General features: G+C 51.6%; 19 protein-coding genes. 11 read left to right on the plus strand and 8 right to left on the minus strand.

The window, feature by feature from the left end:
- The first annotated feature begins 16 nt into the window (after nucleotides 1–16).
- From ACVKSX_RS20325 to ACVKSX_RS20345, 5 genes are all read left to right on the plus strand, one after another.
- The gene (locus ACVKSX_RS20325) at nucleotides 17–1,429 is read left to right on the plus strand and encodes an FAD/NAD(P)-binding protein (RefSeq protein WP_182500968.1); all 1,413 of its coding nucleotides are present in this window, start codon (nucleotides 17–19) and stop codon (nucleotides 1,427–1,429) included.
- A gap of 68 nt (nucleotides 1,430–1,497) precedes the next feature.
- Nucleotides 1,498–2,907 carry an LLM class flavin-dependent oxidoreductase gene (locus ACVKSX_RS20330; protein WP_022624274.1) on the plus strand — a complete coding sequence of 470 codons (1,410 nt, stop codon included), beginning with the start codon at nucleotides 1,498–1,500 and terminating at the stop codon, nucleotides 2,905–2,907.
- Nucleotides 2,908–2,975: 68 nt separating this feature from the next.
- The gene (locus ACVKSX_RS20335; RefSeq protein WP_163641609.1) at nucleotides 2,976–3,113 is read left to right on the plus strand and encodes a hypothetical protein; all 138 of its coding nucleotides are present in this window, start codon (nucleotides 2,976–2,978) and stop codon (nucleotides 3,111–3,113) included.
- A 152-nt stretch (nucleotides 3,114–3,265) separates the two neighbouring features.
- The gene (locus ACVKSX_RS20340; RefSeq protein WP_354439364.1) at nucleotides 3,266–4,726 is read left to right on the plus strand and encodes an MFS transporter; all 1,461 of its coding nucleotides are present in this window, start codon (nucleotides 3,266–3,268) and stop codon (nucleotides 4,724–4,726) included.
- Nucleotides 4,719–5,936: an acyl-CoA dehydrogenase family protein gene (locus tag ACVKSX_RS20345; protein ID WP_354439363.1), complete on the plus strand. Its 1,218-nt coding sequence runs from the start codon at nucleotides 4,719–4,721 to the stop codon at nucleotides 5,934–5,936. Before ACVKSX_RS20340 ends, ACVKSX_RS20345 begins: the two co-directional genes overlap by 8 nt.
- Before the next feature lie 297 nt (nucleotides 5,937–6,233).
- Here the strand turns inward: ACVKSX_RS20345 and ACVKSX_RS20350 are convergent, their stop codons facing one another.
- Complete coding sequence (locus ACVKSX_RS20350) at nucleotides 6,234–6,704, minus strand: SgcJ/EcaC family oxidoreductase (RefSeq protein WP_033770116.1); 471 nt, start codon at nucleotides 6,702–6,704, stop codon at nucleotides 6,234–6,236.
- A gap of 933 nt (nucleotides 6,705–7,637) precedes the next feature.
- On the opposite strand from ACVKSX_RS20350, the gene ACVKSX_RS20355 reads away from it, so the two are divergent.
- The gene (locus ACVKSX_RS20355) at nucleotides 7,638–8,675 is read left to right on the plus strand and encodes a tyrosine-type recombinase/integrase (RefSeq protein WP_089415106.1); all 1,038 of its coding nucleotides are present in this window, start codon (nucleotides 7,638–7,640) and stop codon (nucleotides 8,673–8,675) included.
- Between the two features lie 436 nt (nucleotides 8,676–9,111).
- On the opposite strand, the gene feoB is transcribed toward ACVKSX_RS20355, so the two are convergent.
- The 3 genes from feoB to ACVKSX_RS20370 all read right to left on the minus strand — a co-directional run bounded on the left by feoB (nucleotide 9,112) and on the right by ACVKSX_RS20370 (nucleotide 12,526).
- Nucleotides 9,112–11,439 (minus strand): Fe(2+) transporter permease subunit FeoB, encoded by a 2,328-nt coding sequence (gene feoB / locus ACVKSX_RS20360; protein ID WP_187515748.1) that lies wholly within the window; start codon nucleotides 11,437–11,439, stop codon nucleotides 9,112–9,114.
- Nucleotides 11,439–11,663, minus strand: coding sequence for a FeoA domain-containing protein (locus tag ACVKSX_RS20365; RefSeq protein ID WP_187512494.1), 225 nt, complete (start codon nucleotides 11,661–11,663; stop codon nucleotides 11,439–11,441). Before ACVKSX_RS20365 ends, feoB begins: the two co-directional genes overlap by 1 nt.
- A 482-nt stretch (nucleotides 11,664–12,145) precedes the next feature.
- Nucleotides 12,146–12,526 (minus strand): YgiW/YdeI family stress tolerance OB fold protein, encoded by a 381-nt coding sequence (locus tag ACVKSX_RS20370; RefSeq protein ID WP_010257071.1) that lies wholly within the window; start codon nucleotides 12,524–12,526, stop codon nucleotides 12,146–12,148.
- A gap of 970 nt (nucleotides 12,527–13,496) precedes the next feature.
- On the opposite strand from ACVKSX_RS20370, the gene ACVKSX_RS20375 reads away from it, so the two are divergent.
- From ACVKSX_RS20375 to ACVKSX_RS20385, 3 genes are all read left to right on the plus strand, one after another.
- Nucleotides 13,497–13,733 carry a YgdI/YgdR family lipoprotein gene (locus ACVKSX_RS20375; protein ID WP_010257065.1) on the plus strand — a complete coding sequence of 79 codons (237 nt, stop codon included), beginning with the start codon at nucleotides 13,497–13,499 and terminating at the stop codon, nucleotides 13,731–13,733.
- A gap of 63 nt (nucleotides 13,734–13,796) precedes the next feature.
- The gene (locus ACVKSX_RS20380; protein WP_033770122.1) at nucleotides 13,797–14,339 is read left to right on the plus strand and encodes a YfaZ family outer membrane protein; all 543 of its coding nucleotides are present in this window, start codon (nucleotides 13,797–13,799) and stop codon (nucleotides 14,337–14,339) included.
- A gap of 105 nt (nucleotides 14,340–14,444) precedes the next feature.
- On the plus strand, nucleotides 14,445–14,747 hold the full coding sequence (locus ACVKSX_RS20385) for a hypothetical protein (protein WP_029519489.1): 303 nt from the start codon (nucleotides 14,445–14,447) through the stop codon (nucleotides 14,745–14,747).
- Nucleotides 14,748–14,799: 52 nt separating this feature from the next.
- On the opposite strand, the gene ACVKSX_RS20390 is transcribed toward ACVKSX_RS20385, so the two are convergent.
- Entirely contained in the window at nucleotides 14,800–14,985 is a 186-nt protein-coding gene (locus tag ACVKSX_RS20390; RefSeq protein WP_010671932.1) for a DUF2256 domain-containing protein, read from the minus strand.
- Between the two features lie 872 nt (nucleotides 14,986–15,857).
- Here ACVKSX_RS20390 and ACVKSX_RS20395 point away from each other — a divergent pair.
- Nucleotides 15,858–16,259, plus strand: a complete 402-nt coding sequence (locus tag ACVKSX_RS20395; protein WP_010257055.1) for an H-NS family histone-like protein — start codon at nucleotides 15,858–15,860, stop codon at nucleotides 16,257–16,259.
- Between the two features lie 229 nt (nucleotides 16,260–16,488).
- Here ACVKSX_RS20395 and ACVKSX_RS20400 read toward each other — a convergent pair whose 3' ends face one another.
- Both ACVKSX_RS20400 and ACVKSX_RS20405 read right to left on the minus strand, forming a co-directional pair.
- Nucleotides 16,489–16,935, minus strand: a complete 447-nt coding sequence (locus ACVKSX_RS20400) for a VOC family protein (protein WP_159227255.1) — start codon at nucleotides 16,933–16,935, stop codon at nucleotides 16,489–16,491.
- Between the two features lie 68 nt (nucleotides 16,936–17,003).
- Entirely contained in the window at nucleotides 17,004–18,566 is a 1,563-nt protein-coding gene (locus tag ACVKSX_RS20405; protein ID WP_191919426.1) for a sensor domain-containing diguanylate cyclase, read from the minus strand.
- 275 nt (nucleotides 18,567–18,841) lie between these two features.
- On the opposite strand from ACVKSX_RS20405, the gene ACVKSX_RS20410 reads away from it, so the two are divergent.
- The gene (locus ACVKSX_RS20410; protein ID WP_010257048.1) at nucleotides 18,842–19,243 is read left to right on the plus strand and encodes an H-NS family histone-like protein; all 402 of its coding nucleotides are present in this window, start codon (nucleotides 18,842–18,844) and stop codon (nucleotides 19,241–19,243) included.
- A 91-nt stretch (nucleotides 19,244–19,334) separates the two neighbouring features.
- On the opposite strand, the gene ACVKSX_RS20415 is transcribed toward ACVKSX_RS20410, so the two are convergent.
- The gene (locus ACVKSX_RS20415; protein ID WP_122459955.1) at nucleotides 19,335–20,327 is read right to left on the minus strand and encodes a GlxA family transcriptional regulator; all 993 of its coding nucleotides are present in this window, start codon (nucleotides 20,325–20,327) and stop codon (nucleotides 19,335–19,337) included.
- Nucleotides 20,328–20,387: the final 60 nt, after the last annotated feature.

A 20,387-nucleotide genomic window follows, 5' to 3' on the forward strand; every position in this document is an offset into this window, starting at 1 on the left:
AAGAGAAGGTTCGCTTATGTCACAGCAGCAGATAGTCATTATCGGCGGTGGTTTTACCGGCACCGCGCTGGCGATCCATCTGGCCCGGGCTGGCCAGGCAGGGTGGCACGTGACGGTGATTGAACCACGAGCGCAGCTTGCTCAGGGTGTGGCATACGGCACCACCGATCCGGCCCACCGCATCAATGTGCCAGCCGCCAGAATGCAGCTTGCAGGGGATGAGGAGGGCATATTTGACCGCGACTATCGCGCATCGCCCGCCTTTCAGGCCGACCCGGACGCGTTGTGGCGTGACGGCAATGTCTACCCGCAACGCGGTGAGTTTGGTCGCTGGGTCAATACGCAGTTTGTGCATCAGCAGCAGCATTCGCCGGTAAAACTTAGTCATCTGCGTGACAGCGCGGTTGCGCTGCAGGATGGCGTAGTCACAACAGCCTCAGGGCAGAAGATCCGGGCCGATCAGGTGGTGCTGGCCATCAGCCATCCACCGCCGGACCTGCCTGCGCTGCTGAAGCCCTTACAGGGGCATCCGGGGTTGATTGCCAATCCCTGGCAGAATGGCGCGCTGGCACAGGTCGCACCTGACGATCGGGTAGCGATTATAGGTTCAGGCCTGACCATGTCCGATGTGGTGGCATCGCTGCATCGCCAGCAGCATCGCGGAGAGATTACCGCCTTCTCACGCCGTGGACAGCTGCCGCGAGCCAACCTGAGCGGCAGCGATGAGAGCTACACCCTGGATTACAGTCAGCCACAGCCCGCCAGCGCACGTGGCTGGTTACATCGGGTGCGTCAGGAGGTAAAACAGGCAGCCGCGTTAAATCTCCCCTGGCAGCTGGTGCTGGATGATATCCGCCGTAACGGCCAGCGTATCTGGCAGAGCCTTTCACTGCATGAGCAGCAGCGTTTTCTGCACCATCTACGCCCCTGGTGGGATGTTCACCGCTACCGGATTGCCCCGCAGGTAAGCCAGATACTCAACCAGCAGCAGGCGAGCGGTCAGTTGTCACTGCTGGCGGCGCGTCTGATGGGCGCGGAAGCGGTGGGAAACAATCTTCAGCTGACGCTGCGCCGGCGTGGAGCGCAATCAGAAATCCGGGTGGTGGAAAAAGTGATTGTCACCACCGGGCCAGCGCACAACGCACTGCTTAAAAGTAACGCGCTGCTGCGCCAGCTCCACGGCGACGGCGTGATTCAGCCCGACCCGCTGGCGCTGGGCATCCAGGTTAACGCGCTGTCACAGACGCTGAATGCGCAGGGTGATGCCAATCCTCATCTCTATGTAGCCGGGCCTGCCGCGCGTGGTCGCTTTGGCGAACTCATGGGATTACCGCAGGTTGCAGAACATGCTGAGTCCGTAGCACGGCAGCTACTCTCCACTACGCCGCTGCCCCTCAGCGAGCGATGTCCCGGCTCACTCATCTACTGAATCACCCTTCCGGAACAATCACTAAAAGGTGGGCGGCAAGCGATTGCCGCATCCGCCCAGGAGTCGCTATGTCATCGCAACGTGAAATTCGCCTGAATGCTTTCGATATGAACTGTGTCGGTCATCAATCGCCCGGCTTATGGGCGCATCCCCGGGATCGTTCCTGGCAGTACAAAGATCTGGAGTACTGGACCGACTTAGCACGCCTGCTGGAGCGCGGCAGGTTTGATGGACTGTTTATTGCTGATGTGCTTGGGGTCTACGACGTGCTCAATGGCAATAACCAGGCCGCGATTCGGCACGCCACGCAGGTGCCGGTAAACGATCCGCTGGCGTTAATCACGCCGATGGCGCTGGTGACGGAACATCTGGGCTTTGGCCTGACCGCCTCACTGTCGTTTGAACACCCCTACCCGTTTGCGCGGCGGATCTCGACGCTGGATCATCTGACCAAAGGCCGCATTGGCTGGAATATTGTAACCTCCTATCTGGAAAGCGGTGCGCGTAATATCGGACATCAGGCTCAGACCGACCATGATGCGCGCTACGACTATGCCGATGAATATCTGCAGGTTATCTATAAGCTGCTGGAGGGAAGCTGGGAAGATGGCGCGGTCCTGCGCGATCGTGAACGTCATATTTTCAGCGACCCGAATAAAATCCATCCGATAAATCATCAGGGTAAATTCTTCCAGGTGCCCGGCATCCATCTGTGTGAACCTTCGCCGCAGCGCACGCCGGTACTATATCAGGCGGGCGCCTCCAGCCGCGGTAAAGCGTTTGCGGCGGAGCATGCCGAATGCGTGTTCGTGGCGGCACCTTCGAAAGTTCTGCTGAAGAAAACCGTGACGGATATTCGCCGGAGAGCCGCTGAAGCGGGACGCGATCCCCGCTCCATACTGATCTTCAACCTGCAGACAGTCATTGTGGGTGAAACCGACCTGGCGGCGCAGGCCAAATGGCAGGAGTACAAACGCTATGTCAGTTACGAAGGCGCGCTGGCGCTGATCTCAGGCTGGACCGGCATTGATTTCGGGCAGTATCAGCCGGATCAGGTACTGAAACATCTGCACACCAATGCGATTCAATCGGCGGTTGAGACATTCTCCACTGCCGATCCCAACCGCCAATGGACGGTACAGGGCCTGGCAGACTGGGTGGGCATTGGCGGATTTGGTCCGCTGCTGGTGGGCAGCGCTGAAACGGTGGCCGATGAGCTGCAAAGCTGGGTCGAAGAGACAGACGTCGATGGTTTTAACCTCGCCTACGCCGTAACGCACGAAACCTTTACTGACGTGGTGGAACTGCTGGTGCCGGAACTGCAAAAGCGTGGCGTCTACAAGCAGCAGTATCAGCCCGGTACGCTGCGTGAAAAGTTATTTGGCCAGGGGCCGCGGCTGGCGTTGCCGCATCCGGGTGCCGGTTATCGCCGGGGTGCGGATGTGGAACAGCGAGCAGCAAGGGTGGAAGTTTCATAACAGAGACGGCTGGCTGCCCGGCATGAATAACCGGCGCATAGCAAAGTGCAAAGAAACAAGAGTACGTCTTGTCGCCGGTAGATGGACAGGCATTACCGGACCGGTCATTGCTGTTAACCGTTGCTGAACCGGTCTGCCATGTGCTGCTGAAACCTCACCCGTTTCAGCAGTATAAAAACAACATTTCGCTGAATGCTACCGGATGAATTTTATATTTCATGCGGGGTCTGGTGTGGGCGAAATATAAATCTATCTTATTGAATTAATTATAATAGTTATCTGATTTTGTTGGTTGTTAACTATGCCAGTAATTCATATAAAACCCTCGTTACCTGCTGAATATAATAACGAGGATACGATGAGTACATTAGACATTGACAACACCTTAACTGCGCCACCGCCTCACTCTCAACCGGTTCGATCGGTGAGTGATGTGGCCCGGCTGATCAACAGTAACACCGAGAAAAACAGCTATGCGCGCTGGATTGTTTTCCTGGCGCTGGGCGGCGTGTTTCTTGATGCCTACGATCTCACTACCCTCTCCTACGGCATCGATGATGTGGTGAAGGAGTTTGGTTTAACCCCGGTACTCACGGGCCTGGTGACGTCGTCAATCATGATCGGCACCATTGTGGGTAATCTGGTCGGCGGCTGGCTGACCGATAAATATGGCCGTTACTCAGTGTTTATGGCGGACATGTTGTTTTTTGTCGTCTCCGCCATTGCGGCAGGTCTGGCCCCCAACGTCTGGGTGTTGATTGGTGCCCGTTTTCTGATGGGCATCGGCGTCGGGATCGATCTGCCGGTTGCCATGGCCTATCTGGCAGAATTCTCTAAGTTCTCCGGCAAGGGCAATAAAGCATCGCGCCTCGCAGCCTGGTGCCCGATGTGGTATGCCGCTTCGTCTGCCTGCTTCTTTATTATTTTTGCACTCTATTTCCTGCTGCCCGCCGAACATATCGACTGGCTGTGGCGCGCCTCGCTGCTGTTTGGCGCCGTACCGGCGCTACTGATTATTGCGGTGCGCAGTAAGTTTATGAATGAGTCACCGCTGTGGGCGGCGAATCAGGGCGACCTGAGCGGTGCGGTGCGTATTCTGCGTGACTCTTACGGCATTGTTGCGCATGAGGAGCCGCCCGCTAAAACCGATGCGGTGAAAGCGAAGCCGAAAGTGCGTTTCCGCGTACTGTTTCAGAAACCTTATCTGGAGCGCACGGTCGTCAGTGCGGTGATGAACGTCTGTATTTCATTTGAATACACCGCCATCGCTTTCTTCCTGCCCTCTATCCTGGCGCAATTTCTCGGCGCCGGCGTATTTGAAACTATCTCTGCCTCGCTGGGACTGAATGCGTTGTTCGCCTTTACCGGCGGGCTGTTGGGGATGCGACTGGCGTGGAAATTTCCCTCACGGCATGTCGCAATCGCCGGATTTGCGCTGCAGTTTATCGCGCTGATTTCGCTGGCATTGATTGGTCATCCCCAGGCGACAGCTGGCGTGGTGTTTGCGGTGCTGATGCTGGGTTTGTGGCTCTTCGCAGAGGGATTCGGACCCGGCGCGCAGTTGATGATCTATCCGGCGCTCTCCTACCCGACCCACATACGCGCCACCGGTGTCGGCTTTAGTCGTTCGCTCTCCGGTGTGGGCAGCGCGCTGGCGCTGTTTATTCTGCCAATTTTGCAGGCGCGTTACGGCACCAATATGTTCTGGATTGTCTCACTGGCCGCCCTTATCCCGATTATTTTCCTGTTAATCATTCGTTTTGAACCGACACGACAGGACATCGATGAACAACCCGACTCAGGAGAGGATCATGTCTGAATTAAATCGTACCGAATTTGCCGAACTGGTTCAGCATTTCAGGCCGCTGTTCGCCCGCATCGCTGAGGGGGCATGTGCCCGTGAAACCGAACGCACACTGTTGCATGAACCGATTCGCTGGCTGAAAGCGGCGCGCTTCGGCACCCTGCGTATCCCTAAAGAAGAAGGCGGCTTTGGGGTTTCGCTGCCGCAGTTATTTGCTCTGCTGACCGAACTGGCTGAGGCAGATTCGAACCTGCCACAGGCGCTGCGTGCGCACTTCGCATTTATTGAGGATCGCCTGAACCAGCCAGCCAGTGAGGATCGGCGTCGCTGGTTCCGCCGCTTTGTGGACGGTGAGCTGGTAGGCAGCGGCTGGAGCGAGATCGGCGCGGTGAAGCTGGGTGAGGTCAATACTCAGGTTTCTCCCGATGAGGGGGGATGGCGGATCAGCGGTGAGAAGTTCTATAGCACCGGCACGCTCTATGCAGACTGGATTGATGTCTATGCTCAGCGCGCGGATAACGGTCGTGACGTGATTGCCCTGGTGAACACCCACCAGAATGAGGTGGAGCGCGATGATGACTGGGATGGCTTCGGGCAGCGACTGACCGGCAGTGGTACTACGCGCTTTCATCAGGCCCGGGTTGAACTGCCACATGTCTATGATTTCAGTGAGCGTTTCCGCTATCAGACGGCATTCTATCAGCATGTCTTACTGGCCACGCTGGCGGGCATCGGGCGAGCGGTGGTGCGCGATGCTGCTCAGGGCGTGGCGCAGCGTAAGCGTATTTACAGCCACGGTAATGCGCCGCAGGTGAAGCAGGATGTGCAGGTGTTGCAGGTGATTGGTCAGATAAGTAGCTGGGCATGGGCAGCCGAAGCCGCCGTCGACCGGGCGACCCATTCGTTGCAGCGGGCATTTGAGCTGCAACTGAGTGGCGCAGATGAGGCACAGCTTCATGCGGCAAATGTGCTGGCCGAAGTAGAGTCCGCTCAGGCACAGGCGGTGGCCGTTGAGCTGGTGACGCGTGCGGCAACAGAATTCTTCAATGCGCTGGGTGCATCTGATACCCGAGTCAGCAAGGCACTCGACCGGCACTGGCGTAATGCACGAACGGTGTCGTCGCACAATCCGGTGATCTACAAGCTACGTAACGTGGGTGACTGGGAGGTGAACGGCACCGATCCGACCTTCATCTGGCAGATAGGCAATGGAAATGGCGTATAAAATCGCTATTTTATGGGCAGATATTTGCGTTTGGGAAATGATCAGCCTGCAATGGAAGCACCAAACCGACAGGTTTCATTTTATTCGGATGGGAAACTGACGCTGGCCATTTAATAGTACTTATACTGTCCGTGATACAGGAAAGAGAAACGCTAAATGCGAAGATTATTAATTGCCATTTCTTAAGTATGAGCCAGGCGTTATTATCTTCAAGCCCGAGCGTTTATTTTCGCGCAAAGGGAAAAAGAGCCAGCATCACACCATGACGCTGGCTCTTTTTTCATCAGTGCGTCTGTTTTAAGGCTTGCTTACAGGCTCTGGCATAGCTGAAGAGTGATGGGTTGAGATTTTCCAGCCCTTACCATCCCAGACATAAGTGAAAGTGTAACGTGCTGTGACGTGCGTGTTATCTTTAAAAGTAAATGTATAAACGCCGGTATCAATCGCTTTATTACAACCGATTCTGATAGTCCGGGAATCGATTTTACCGCTCGGCCCTTTTTTCAGGAAATCTTTAAAATAATCGATACGTTCCTGATCGGTCAGACGTACCTGATTTGAAATGGTCGGCAGCAAAACGGCATCGCTGACATATAATTCAGAGACTTTTGTTGCATCACCGGTTGCCAGAGAGTCATTCCAGGCGTCAAACAGGTTGGCCACATCCTGCTCTGAGGCTCTGACACAGGTCACAGACTGTTGTGCCTGCGTAACAACTGGGGCGCAGGAGAGACCTAAAAGGCACAGCGATAATAACGTTTTTTTCATGAAAACATCCTCATATTTACCCTGGGTGAAGCCGACGTTCTGTGCGTTCTTCCAGACGCCGCCATAAAATGTGTATAACTCGTTAATACGTTTTAATCCGGCTGATCAGCCAGAATAAGACTGCTGCGACAAATACATTAGCCGCTTTATTCGATTAAAAAGCTGATGCATATACTTATCGACGCTTTTGATATGCAGGGGAACAAGATAGATGAAAGGAAGTGCTGTCTGGTATTTAAATCGGCGATAAGCTGGTATTTAGTTTTTTGTTCTGAGGGTTGATGCCTGGGTCTCTTTTGGTAGCGTAAATGACATGTCGCCTGTTCAGAACTATGAACGTAATATCGGGAAGTTGTGTTTAATTTATGTACTCTATAAAAATTTTAAAAGGATATTGCCTGTGAGCAGTGTTATATGGAACCTTTTTATGAGTTATTAATTTAACTGACTAACTAATTAACGTAGTCTGCCATTTTTCAACATCTCTATTTTGATGCTCCTGCTCATTATTGCGCTGGGAAAATAAAGCATCGTGATGTGCTGATTTAATTAAATAATGATTAAACCGTTCATACCCTGGTTTAAACGCGCCTTAGTTTGAGACATTTTTTTGCGTCGTGGTTTCACTTGAACAACTCGCAGTGAGTTACGTTCAGCTATTGATAAAGCGTGTGACCTGTACCTGCCCTGACTGACTGCGATGAGCGTCAATCCGTTAAAAGCCAGACGGGATCGGTTACGCCATAATGACTTCGTATAATTGTTCTTATACGAAGTCATGACATAGGGAAGGTGCCGGGTTAAGATGGATAGCAGTAGAGTTCGTCCTGAAAATGACAACGCTACGTAAATTCTGCCCGGTTATCCCCCTGCTTAGTTCTCAGAATTAACGTAGCGCGATCATCGGCATCTTTGGTTGATAAGTGAGCAAATATGAGTGAGTTAGTGCCGTTAACCCCTCTGACGGTTGACCGGAATAGCGATATCACCGAGCGGCTCCGGCAGTTCGTTCAGGATAAAGAGGCTTTCTCACCTAACACCTGGCGACAGCTGCTTAGCGTAATGCGAATCTGCAATCGCTGGTCGGAAGATAACCAGCGCAGCTTCCTGCCGATGAGTGCAGACGATTTGCGTGACTATCTTTCTTTTCTGGCTGAAAGCGGCCGGGCCTCCTCAACCGTCACTTCACACGCGGCGTTAATTTCGATGTTACACCGTAACGCCGGATTGCCGGTGCCCAATGTCTCTCCGCTGGTTTTCCGGACGATGAAGAAGATAAACCGTGTGGCGGTGATCAACGGAGAGCGGGCAGGCCAGGCCGTGCCCTTCAGGCTGAGTGACCTGCTGGCGCTGGATGAAGAATGGTCAGGTTCTGATAACCTTCAGGCGCTTCGCGATCTGGCTTTTTTACATGTGGCTTATGCAACACTACTGCGTATCAGTGAACTGTCGCGTTTGCGGGTGCGGGATGTGATGCGTGCCGGTGATGGTCGCATCATTCTGGATGTGGCATGGACAAAAACTATTGTGCAGACCGGCGGATTGATTAAGGCGCTCAGCGCCCGTTCAACTCAGCGACTGGAAGAGTGGATTGAAGCGTCCGGGCTATCCAGCCAGCCTGATGCCTGGCTGTTTACTGCAGTACATCGGTCTGGCCGGCCACTGATTGCCGAAAAGCCGATGAGCACAAGGGCACTGGAACAGATTTTTAGCCGGGCATGGCGCACTGCCGGAAAAGAGGGCGCAGTAAAGGCCAACAAAAATCGCTACACCGGCTGGAGTGGCCACAGCGCCAGGGTAGGAGCTGCGCAGGATATGGCAGATAAAGGTTATCCGATTGCCAGGATCATGCAGGAAGGCACGTGGAAAAAACCAGAAACACTGATGCGCTATATCCGCCATGTGGATGCACACAAAGGTGCCATGGTGGAGTTTATGGAACAATATGGTGACCCTGATTATCCTGGCTGATGGCTCCTGAAATGAGAATAAAGCCCCTTTTCGGGCTGAAGTTATCCACAGAAAAAGTGGACAGCCTGTGTGTAAGCCGGTACGGATTATCACTGTGTTGGCCATCCACAGAGCTCATCCGGCTGATTTAGTTGATTTATTCTTACTGTCATACCGCATGCTGCAAATCTGTCTGCAAAACAGGAGCCGCTATCCCTAATAAGGGCATGCTGCAGTGCATGGTCAGAGTTGCTTTGGTAAACATCTGCCTTCAGAGGGAAGGATAATGCTTCTGGCCGGGTTAATTGTCATGCTGCCTTTGTCACTGCTCATACGCTAATCATCCCACCATTCTGGCTTCAAATTCGTAAGAACAATCAACAGGACAATCCTCACCTGTCCGCTGCGGCCAGAAATCGCCGGCAGCGGAAAGAGTGAATGTCATCAGTACTTATTTTTACCGGGCAAAGCCTTTCTGCTTATCACAGCCGCCGTGGCAGCCGCTGCAGCTCCCCTTTTCCTCCCTGAGCATGACCGGTATTGACTGCACCCGGCTTCCCGCTTTTCGCAATGCCAGCAGGATGATTCCGTTCAGCACCAGCACAATTATCAGGCAGGTCGCACTAAATGCAGGATGGTCGGCAAAAGTGACGGTCTGGTAAAACAGCGTGGCGGTGGCGTAGGCAATATTGAGTCCCCAGAAGAAGGAGAACATCATCCATTTTTTACCGGCTTCCCGCGCAATAGCCCCCATGACCGAGACGCAGGGAACATAAAGCAGGACAAAAATTAAGTAACTGTAAGCGGCAAAGCCACTGCCAAATTTGGCTGACATCACGCCCATCGAACCAGTCGCCATCTCACCATCGCCTTTACTGGCATCGATGGGATGGGCCAGCGCATCAATTCTGAAGGCAGCCGTTAACCCCGCCCAGGTCTCTGTCAGCGCCTCTTTAAGCTCACCAGGCAGGTCAAAAGCCTGCGGATCAAATTGACTGCTCTGGATTGCCTCTGTGGTGTAAAGGCTGTTGAGCGTGCCAACCACGACCTCTTTCGCCATGATGCCGCTCACCAGCCCCACTGTTGCCTGCCAGTTATCCTGAGTGACCCCAATCGGCAACAGCACGGGGGTGATCGCTTTGCTGGTCGCCGCCAGCGCAGAGTGGTTAATGTCATTAACCATCTGACCATTAAAGGCAAAACTGCTCAGTACGCCAATCAGCATGCTCACCAGGATAATCACCTGTCCGGCTCGCACCACAAACATTTTCAGCCGTTGCCAGGTCTGCAACAGCAGGCTTTTGAGGTGAGGCCGGTGATAGACCGGCAACTCCATGATAAACGGCGAGGCTTCTCCGCCCAGCAGGGTATGCTTAAGCACCAGCCCGGTCGCGATGGCCACCACAATGCCAAGCAGGTAGAGGGAGAAAACCAGGCTGGAACTGTGGGTGTTAAAGAATGCCGCAGCGAAAACCGCAAAAATCGCCAGCCGTGCGCCACATGACATAAAAGGCGCAATCAACACCGTCAGCAGACGCTCACGCGGTGTATCCAGCGTCCGTGTCCCCATGACCGACGGGACATTACAGCCAAAGCCGACAATCAGCGGCACAAAGGATTTTCCCGGCAGGCCCAGTGACTGCATCAGACGATCCATCACAAAAGCGGCGCGCGCCATGTAGCCGGAGTCTTCAAGAAAAGCGAGGAACAGGAACATCAGGCCAATCTGCGGAATGATCGGCAGCACGGTATTGATACCGGCACCGATACCCTGCGCCAGGAAAACCGTCAGCCAGTCAGGGAAGTGGCAGACATAGCCCAGCCATTGCGCACCATGAATGAATATCGCCACCGAACTGCTGTCGAACAGTGGCTGTAGCGCGGCACCAATGTTAATTGAAAGAACAAACATCACATACATCACTGCCAGGAATATCGGAATGCCCAGCCAGCGGTTCAGCACAATTTTATCGATCCTGCGGGTCAGACCGGCGGGCATTGCGTGATGAATGTTACTCACTGCCGCGCAAAGCGCATTGATGGTGCGATAGCGGTAATCGGCAATCTGTACGCCGGTCTCTCCTCCGGCCTGCTGCATAATCTCGGGCAAATGCGGAACCAGCGCCGGACAAAGTTTCTGACTGTTGATATCCCCTTCCAGCAGTTGCAAGGCCAGCCAGTAGCGTTTTTGTGGGGCTATGGCGGCGGGCATCTGTTGGCAGAGCTGCTCAATGGCCGTTTCAATCGCGGCCGGATAACGTACCCGTTCAGGTGCGCGGTAAATATGGGGCTGGTCAATCAGCGCTTTGAGCAGGGCAATGCCATCACCTTTGGTTGAGGTCAGTGAAACGACCGGACATCCGAGATGAGCTGACAGTGCTGCGACATCAATAGTGATGTTCTGGCTGGCGGCAATATCCTGCATGTTCAAAACGACAATGCAGGGCACGCCCAGTTCCAGCAGCTGAAAGGTCAGGAACAGATTACTTTCCAGACTGGAGGCATCGACGACGTTAATCACCACATCGGCGTGATCCTGATAGAGATACTGGCAGGCGATGCTCTCATCTATCGAGCTTTCAGCAGATAGCGTTGTCAGCGATCGGGTGCCTGGCAGATCAATAAGCCTGACATCTGACTGCGCGGTAAAAAATTGACCCTCTTTGCGCTCAACCGTGACGCCAGCCCAGTTCCCGACCCGCTGTCGGGCACCGGTGAGCTGGTTAAACAGCGTGGTTTTGCCGGTATTAGGGTTACCAATCAGCCCGATGGTTATCTTCTTCATCAGACGATTTCCTCCAGGATGATGTCATCCAGGTCACGCTGCCGCACCGCCAGGCTGACACGGCGGGTAGAGATCTGCACCGGATCGCCCATTGGCGCCACGCGAATGATCTCAATAACTGCGCCGGGAAGCATACCCATTGTCAGTAATTTCTGGCGCCAGGCGGAATTTACCGATGGCTGATAGCCAAGGATCCGGTAGGTGCTGCCCATATTCATTGCCATATCACGCCCTGCCTAAAAGTAAGAAGCACTCATTCTATAAATGATACTCGTTTCGGTTTTTGATCTGGCATCGGGCAGGCAGAAGAAAACTGCCGTCAGGGTCAACGGCAGGTCAACAGCGCATTAAATGGGGGTTCTTCGAGGCGCGCGTTCAACAGTTAAAGGCGGATGTGGAGAATGTTGAATCATTCCCGCACTCTACATTTAGTTACATCATTCAATGTACCGTAAATAACTATTACGGCCCTTCGGGCCGTGCGGGGCGGCTGGTCAATGAGCACTCGGATTCACAGAACGGCTCCGTTCAGGTTTAATCAAAAAAACCAATCTGGCAGGATATTGCCGGTAACGTAATCTGCTCAAATAGGGTGTTGTAACTAAATTGCGGCCGCTGTAATGAAAGAAAGGCGTCCTGGAAGGATCATTTCACAATGGCAGTGCCCTGATTTTCAGGCCACCACCAGGTGATGAGCGAATAAGGATTACTTAAGAACCCGAACCGTTTTTACATCAATCTCAACACTGTTCCAGTCTTTATCAACTTCACCTTCAAGACGGACTTTATCACTCGGTGATAACGATTGTCCCATCCAGCGCTTGTCATCAATATCGACATTAATCGTTCCGGTAGCATCTTTGAACTCATAAAGTTCATGCCCCACTTGTCTGATGATGTTACCTTCCAGAACGACCCATGCGTCATCACGCAGCGTCTTAACCTGAGCGACAGAAGATACGCCGGGTGTCGGACCTTTAAATCCGCCCTGAGAATACCCCTGCCCTGCTGGATTAACAAAACCTTCCTGTGCAGCAACTCCAAAACTCATACCGGCAAACAATGCTGCTAAAAGAAACTTTTTCATATTTATCTCCGTTAAAATTGTCGGGCTAATTTACGATGCAGATCTTAACGGGATCTTAAGAAAATTGATTACCTCCATGTGTTTTAAAAATGTAATGAGCATGATGCGCACGATAAATCTGCATCAGAAAAACAATCAAAGTTAAATCCATGTTGTTAACAAAATAAATTGATAGATAAACAGTTACGTGAGAGCTGAACTTTTAACATTCACTGTATTATGGTCATTGTTACGCTTTCACTTTGCATCATTTCTTATAAATCCCATAGCTAACATGTCTGTTAACAGATATTATTTCCTGGCATAGATATATCCCAGTATTAAAACATTATGTATCGCAGTTTTGCTCATTAACTATTTTTTCTTTTTACAACCACTCAACTGAGTGGTTTTTTTCTATGCCTGGTTCCCGATGATAGTAACAAAACCCGGTAACGCTGAGTATGCAGTGTATCGACAACGGCTCCCATTCGGAATGCAGCCCTTTCTGACATTAAAAGGGGAGAATGTTGCCTGATACTGTCTGAACATGCATAAACAGAAGAGGAGAGTGGTGATAGCCTGATGCCTACCCAAACTGACAAGAGATAAAGGAACATGCGGAATTTACCGAAGTTCGGAGATTCGCCAGCGTGAGCCTACGAGTAAATGCGTTTAGTTCAGTCTTTGAACATCAGCCTGCGCTTCTTTCAGATTCATTTTTGCGGATTCGAGCTTAAGTTTCTTTTCCTCTACCTTGCTGGTTTTCTTCCTGATTCTCTCAGTACAAACTTCTGCCTTTGCTTCCGCAAGTACTGGTCGCAAAACAATCAATACCCGCCATGGTTGCTTACTCCTGAGCAACCCATGATATTGATCCAGATCATTATCATCCTGATAAAGAGGCAAACAGCCGGATTGTTAGCATGTCGTTTAACAATCACAGCGAATAATGCCGCATCTTCTTAAAAAGAAACGACAGGAAAGTAAAATGACATCTTTTAATTCTGGCAAGAAATTCGCTTTTGCTATTGCGATGATAACTTCTGTTATGTCCCTTTCCGCCTGCTCAAGCAATTATGTGATCTCCACCAACGATGGGCACATGATTACGACTCATGGCAAACCCGCAAAAGATAAAGAAACAGGCATGATCTCTTATAAAGACACGGATGGAAACATGCATCAGTTACAACAGCACGATGTTAAAGAGATTGTGCAAAAGTAATCCTGCTTTAATAGCAATCTTAATCATTATCCTGAAAATCTGATTCTGTGGAAAAACTGAGCAATGAAAATTTCTGTAATTGGCTTTGGCTTATTATTGTGTGCATCCTCCTCAGCCATGGCCATTGGCCTGAATGCCGAACAAAGTAAAAACACCTCGGTACTGGACGCAGAAATCGGCCGTTCATCCGGCGGGCTTTATGTTGATGGTCAGTGGATCAAAAATACGGCGGATGGTGTTCAGATTGGTCAGGCGGGTACCGGTTATAACCTTGAAATTGGACCTGTGATGCTGACGGCTGGCGTTAAAGCCGCTTACATCGGCGGCAAAAAAGGAGATAACGGCGTTGCGTTTCCTGTTGGCGGCGGTGTGAAAATCAATCTGCCCGCTAATTTTGCGTTGTATGGAGAAGGTTATTCCGCCCCGGAACAGCTGACCAACAGCGTTAAGAATTTCGTTGAGGCCAATGGCGGTGTCAGCTGGTCACCTGTGGATCCACTGGTGTTAAAAGTGGGCTATCGCTATGCGGGTGTTGATGGCAAAGATGGACGTCCGGGTCATACCCTGATCGATGGTCCCTATATCGGTGGCGGCCTGACATTTTAACGTCGGATGACTCTTCCCTTTTTTTGTGGTGAGGAAACCCTGCCGATCGGTTTCCTTACTCAATCACTCGTCTCAACTCAGGCGGGGAGCACTGAGAAACAGATTATGAAACCTCTTATGCTGATGTTATTTACTCTCTGTCTGACCGGATGTGTGCAGTATAAATGGGTCAAGCCAGATGCATCTGAACAGCAGGAAACAATAACGGAAACAGCCTGTCGGGCCCAGGCACTGCGGGATTTACCCCCTGACAATGTCGTTAGCGGTAAATACACCTCAAAAGACAGTAAATATAAAACCACTGACACCGATTACTCCACCAGCGACGCCAATGAAAGCCAGCGAGAGATACTGGTTAAAGATTGTATGTTTAAAAGAGGCTGGCAACAGATCGAGGTACAGCAATAGCCCCATTCCCCTGACTGAGGCCAGGTTAATCCCTGGCCAGCTCTAGTCAGCGTCAGAGGTCAGGTTCAGGTTTTATTTCTGTATCATCCTCTTGCCGATCAGTACGCTGCCGCCGGCACCGTTCCGAGCAATACAACACCTCGTCCCAGCATCGTTCCCACTTTTTTCGCCATGACATCGGTTTATTACACGTTTTACAGTAGCGAACCGGTAATGACTTTTTATTGCCTTTGAACACGCCAGTCTCTCCCGAGAACCCCTTATAACGCTGACAATAGCGTCTCTTATACAGTTTAGCTTGCTTGTGAGTAAGTATTGGGGGCAATTGAGATCGCACTGTTTACCGCTTCATCGGCGCATAAGGCAATATGGTACCCGGATGATGTGGCTCAGGTTTCCTTGATTAGCGGACAGCCTCTCTGGCCCCATACGGCGGCTAAAAAGTCATTACGCCCGTAAATAATCAATCCAGGGTCATACAGGTCACGCGTGATTCTGACTGTTTTATCCCCCTTTACTGGGGTTTGTCTCTCCAGGCTTTTAAAACAAAGCCATAACCCGTCTGGTGATGATCGCCTTAACCAGAACGTTAATTAAGTGATAAATTAATCTGATTTCATGACCTTACATATAGTCTGAATAAATCAGCCGCCTGATGGTTATTTTTTAGTAATTTTGCTATGCGTCCTTTACAACCCTATTATGGTGGCCTCATGGACATATCCAGCTTTATCTGGAGAAGTATGCACGGTGACTGCCTCTCGGAACAAAGCAGCTCCGTGATTAGCGAAGCGATTCCGCTGGAAAAGCGGCGTGAAAGCCTGGTTTATCCATAACGTAACTAAATTATTGAGCATCATCAGATGAGGCACCTTTTTGACATTTTGAGCGAAGAGTGTAAAAAAAAGAGTAACTTTACTTTTGTTTAAGGGTCTTACGTTAATTACAGTTTAAACTCTTTGAGAAAGCGATTAATATGTTGGCGTTGAACTATCGGTTCTGTATTTTGATTCTTCGAAGGCAAGCATCTTAAAAAAGCAGGTCTGACGAAAAGCATCAGCGTGAACCCGCTCTGTATTTTATTATCTGAACATGACTATGGTGACTTTGATGAGTGACACTCTCAACAGCTTGAATAATATCCGTACCCTTCGCGCAAACGCTCGCGAGCTTGACCTTGCTGCCCTGGAAGAAATGCTGGAAAAACTGTCGGTTGTGGTGAGTGAGCGACGTGAAGAAGCACAGGCTTCTGAAGCAGCTAATCGTGAAAAAGCTGAGAAACTGGCAAAATACCGTGAATTACTGTTGCAGGAAGGTATCGATCCTAACGAACTGTTAAATGGTATGCCGACTGCACCAGCCGTGAAGAAAAAACGCGCTCCTCGTCCGGCTAAATATCAGTACACCGACGAAAATGGTGAGGTTAAGCAGTGGACTGGCCAGGGCCGTACCCCATCTGCTATTAAATCTGCCATTGATGCAGGTAAATCGCTGGATGATTTCCTGATTTAATTCAGTATGCATAATGAAACACCGCCTGCATCAGGCAGGCGGTTTTTTCGCCATAAATCGTCAGACTCAGGCATCTCAATTACCGGCCAGCCTGTACCCTTTCCTTTCTCATCTTGTCATTGTCTCTCCATCCATAATCCTGCTCAGGCGTTACCCTGAACTCAATAACTGAAAAGCTTTACGCAGTCACGCAACAAGTAATGGGATTCATTCTGTTCTCTCAACCGCTTTATTTATTCAGCGATTGCGTGTTGCGGGCTGTGATAATTTCCAGTCCGATCTGCTGACCATAAGAGAGCTCAAGCGTATTGCCATCAGGATCGGCAAAAAATGCCCAGTAGCCGACTGGCACACCAGATTGCTGCGCGTCGCGTCGCAACACACCTTCGAGCCGAGCGAGTGCCACTTTTTCATCTATCTCTTCACGGCTGCTACAGGCCACGCCTATATGACCAAATGGACCCAGCGGCGTATCTTCATTGTTGTCAGATTGCACCAGCACCAGCGCAAAAGGTCGGGTTAAATCCGACAGCCATGCCACTTTCTGTGCTTCAGGAATGCCAGGTTCACGCTGATGTATCACCTGCATCCCGGCATAACGCTGATAAAAATCTACGCTCTTCTCTAAATCCCGTACCTGTAAAGCAAGATGAGTGAAACCGGTATCGTTTGACATGGCCGCTCCCTGTTTAAGTTGAGCTGTCACCATGCCACAGGCAGGATTCAGGATTTGATCACGGATGCTCAGCCGCTACGTTCTTCACACATGGCCTGGTTACGCCCTGCCCGTTTCGCGTGATACAAAGCCTCATCCGCGCGCGCTATCAGCGATTCTTTTTCCTTTTGTGAGCCTGAAGCAAGATAGACGGCGCAGCCTGCACTCAGGGTGACGTGCTTTTGCGGCAGTTCCGTGGTGAGATGCGGAATATCGAGCCTGTTAACGGCATCGATGATCGATTCAGCGAAGTTCAACGCGGCTGACAACGGCTGTCCGGGCAGAATAATGGCAAACTCTTCGCCGCCATATCGGGCCGTAAGTTCGTTTTTGCGGCGGGCGGCGTTCTTCAGAACAGTAGCCACTTTTTTCAGACAGTCGTCACCCGACACATGGCCGTAGGTATCGTTGAAACGTTTAAAATAATCGATATCGAGCAGGATTAATGACACCGGCTGGCCACTGCGCTCCGCGTTCTGCAGGCATTCAGTCAGGATGTGATCAAAATGGCGCCGGTTGGCAACACCCGTCAGCCCGTCACTCTGTGCCAGATTTTCCAGTGCGCGATTAGCCGCGGTCAGATCATCGCGTAATCGGGTCAGCTCAAGCTGATAACGCAGCGTATGCCGTGCCTGACGCAGTACAAATGCACCCAGTAAAAGAATAACAATCAGCAGCGCCAGGCTCAGAATCAGATCATGTACCCAGCTCTTGAGCCAGTGGTTAAACAGCGCGCGCTTGTCATATCCCGCGGCCACCACCAGCGGGTATCGCTGTGAGCGGACAAAGCCAAAGATGCGTTTTTTACCATCAAGCGCAGCGGTCCACTGACCGCTGCCTTTATCCGCATGGGCAAGCATCCTGAGGAAAAGCGGACTCACTGAGAGGTTTTTGCCGATGTAGCTATCCGGCATCGGACGGGCGTAAAGCACGGTACTGTCTGCCAGCATCAGTACCAGTACATCGCCTTCGCTAAGTTCATAATAGCTGTAGAAACGGCGGAAATAGTCCACTTTGACGGTGGCGAGTAAGACGCCCCGAAAGCCGTTAAAGGCATCGTTCACACGCAGCGTAACCGGGATCACCAGCTCGTGAGTGGTGCGGCTGCGAAGCACCGGGCCGACGTGCAGGGTATCGCGCGGGCTGGTGCGGTGATAATCGAAATATTCACGATCGGAATTATTGATGTCAGGCGGTATCCGGCTCATAGAAGTGGCTATCCATTTCCCCTGCGCATCATAGTAGAACAAGCCGTGTAGTTGTGGCAGGTGGCTCTGCAACAGGCGCATCGTCTGGCTCAGCGCCTCACCATCTACACCGGTTGTGGCAATCTGCTTTTCGAGCTCGCGTTGCACCTCGCGCAAAGAGAGCTCGGTCTGCAAAAATGTATCGTCCGCCTGGCGCGCCTGTGACAGCGACAGATTAACCGCCGTATCTTCAGCTTTATCGACGGTTTCGTTCCAGTCTTCCCGCAGCGTCCACACATTTAAGCCAATCACCGCCACGCTGAGCAATACGCCTGAAAGGATAATACTTCTTAGCAGCGGCGAGATTTTTGGCGCTGAACCCTCATTTTTTTGGCGAAACTTCATGCCTGTCCTTAATAAACCCTGTTGACTGATTTAAGCACAGTTAATCAAAAGCAAAAATGCAAATCCCACAATCCTGTTTCAACAATGATAATCCGCAATTAACCAGCAGATTTCGCTTAAAATTTCTTCTTTGTTGGTTCAACCAGCACCCTTAATAGAGGATTAATAGCGAATAAGGCTACACTAGCGCTTCAAATATCACGTGGGTAAATGTTACCCTTGCCAGCTGAATAATTTGCACTTCATTGATTAAGTTGAGTATTTGAGGATTTGTTATGAGTAAGAACCTGAGCAGCCTGAACAATATCCGCACGCTTCGTGCAGAGGCGCGCAATATGGCTTTAGATATGCTGGAAGAGTTACGCCAGAAATTAGAGACCGTGGTAAATGAACGTCGTGAAGAGGAAAACGCGCGGGCAGCGGAAGCCCGTGAGAAAGCAGAAAAACTGGCGTTCTACCAGGAGCTGTTAATGGAAGAAGGGATTAACCCGGCGGAGCTGGTGAATAGCGCATCCCCCTCGGTAACCGGCAAAAAGAAACGCGCAAAGCGTCCGGCGAAATACCGTTACAATGACGAAAATGGTCAGGTTCGTTACTGGACGGGTCAGGGCCGAACGCCCTCCGTAATTAAGGCGGCCATTGAAAACGGCCAGTCGCTGGATGATTTCCTGCTGTAGTCGCATTTATTTCTGCCGGAATAGTGACCGTCATTACGCGGGAATATTCCGGCAGGCAAAGTCACAGGCGCAGAAATTCATCCGGGCCTGGTCACTCATCGTCCTGTCGTAATGTCTCATCACTCATCACCGGATGCGGCCCCCGAAATGTCCGGCGCCACTCGCTGGGAGAGACGCCAAACCGGGATTTAAAACGCTGACGAAATGACACGGGCGAATCAAAACCCGCCTTTTCTGCCACACATTCAATGCTGATGCCGGTGGTTTCGAGTAATAGCTGGCTGCGTTGCAGACGCTCTGCTGTCAGCCACTCTCCCAGGGACATGCCTGTCGCCTTGTGAAAATGACGCGTCAGCGTTCGCCTGCTCATGCCAAGCGTCCGCGAAAGTGAGTCAAGATCCTGCGGCTGATGCAGATTCTGTCGCAGCGACGCCAGCAACGCGTTGATCTTACTGTCACGCGTTGTTTCCGGAACCGGCCGCTCAATGAACTGCGCCTGACCGCCTTCACGGTAAGGCGGCACCACCATGCGTCTGGCTACCCGATTAGCCATGGCGCTGCCATAGTGGTGACGGATGATATCCAGACAGCAGTCGATGCCCGCCGCGGTGCCGGCAGAAGTGATCAGACGAGTGTCCCGGGTATAAAGAGCATTACTGTCGAGGTGAACCTGTGGAAAGCGCTCGCTGAAGTCACGCTCAAATTCCCAGTGAGTGGCAGCACGATGCTTATCGAGCAAACCTGCATAAGCCAGTACGTAAGTGCCCAGACATAGTCCAACGATCTCTGCGCCGCGCTGCCAGGCTGCCACCAGCTTATCAAGCAGCGCCTGCGCAGGTTTTTCAGCCGGATTATGCCAGTAGGGCACGATAATAATGTCCGCCTGATCAAGCGGGTCAAGACCCTGTTCCACCGTAATTGACAACCCCATCTCTGAGATGACCGGGCCTGGTTTCAGTGCGCAGATATCGACATGAAACAGATCCGGCTGCGGCAGGGCTGAGCCGAACAGAATACAGGGAACTGAAAAATGAAACGGACTAAAACCGGCCGTTGCCAGCACCGCGACTCTCAGAGCAGCCATCCTCTCCCCCTTATTGTGTGACAGCGTAGTGTTGAGAACTCACGGCACAATTGTGCCGGT

The organism is Pantoea sp. PvP021, from assembly GCF_054056055.1.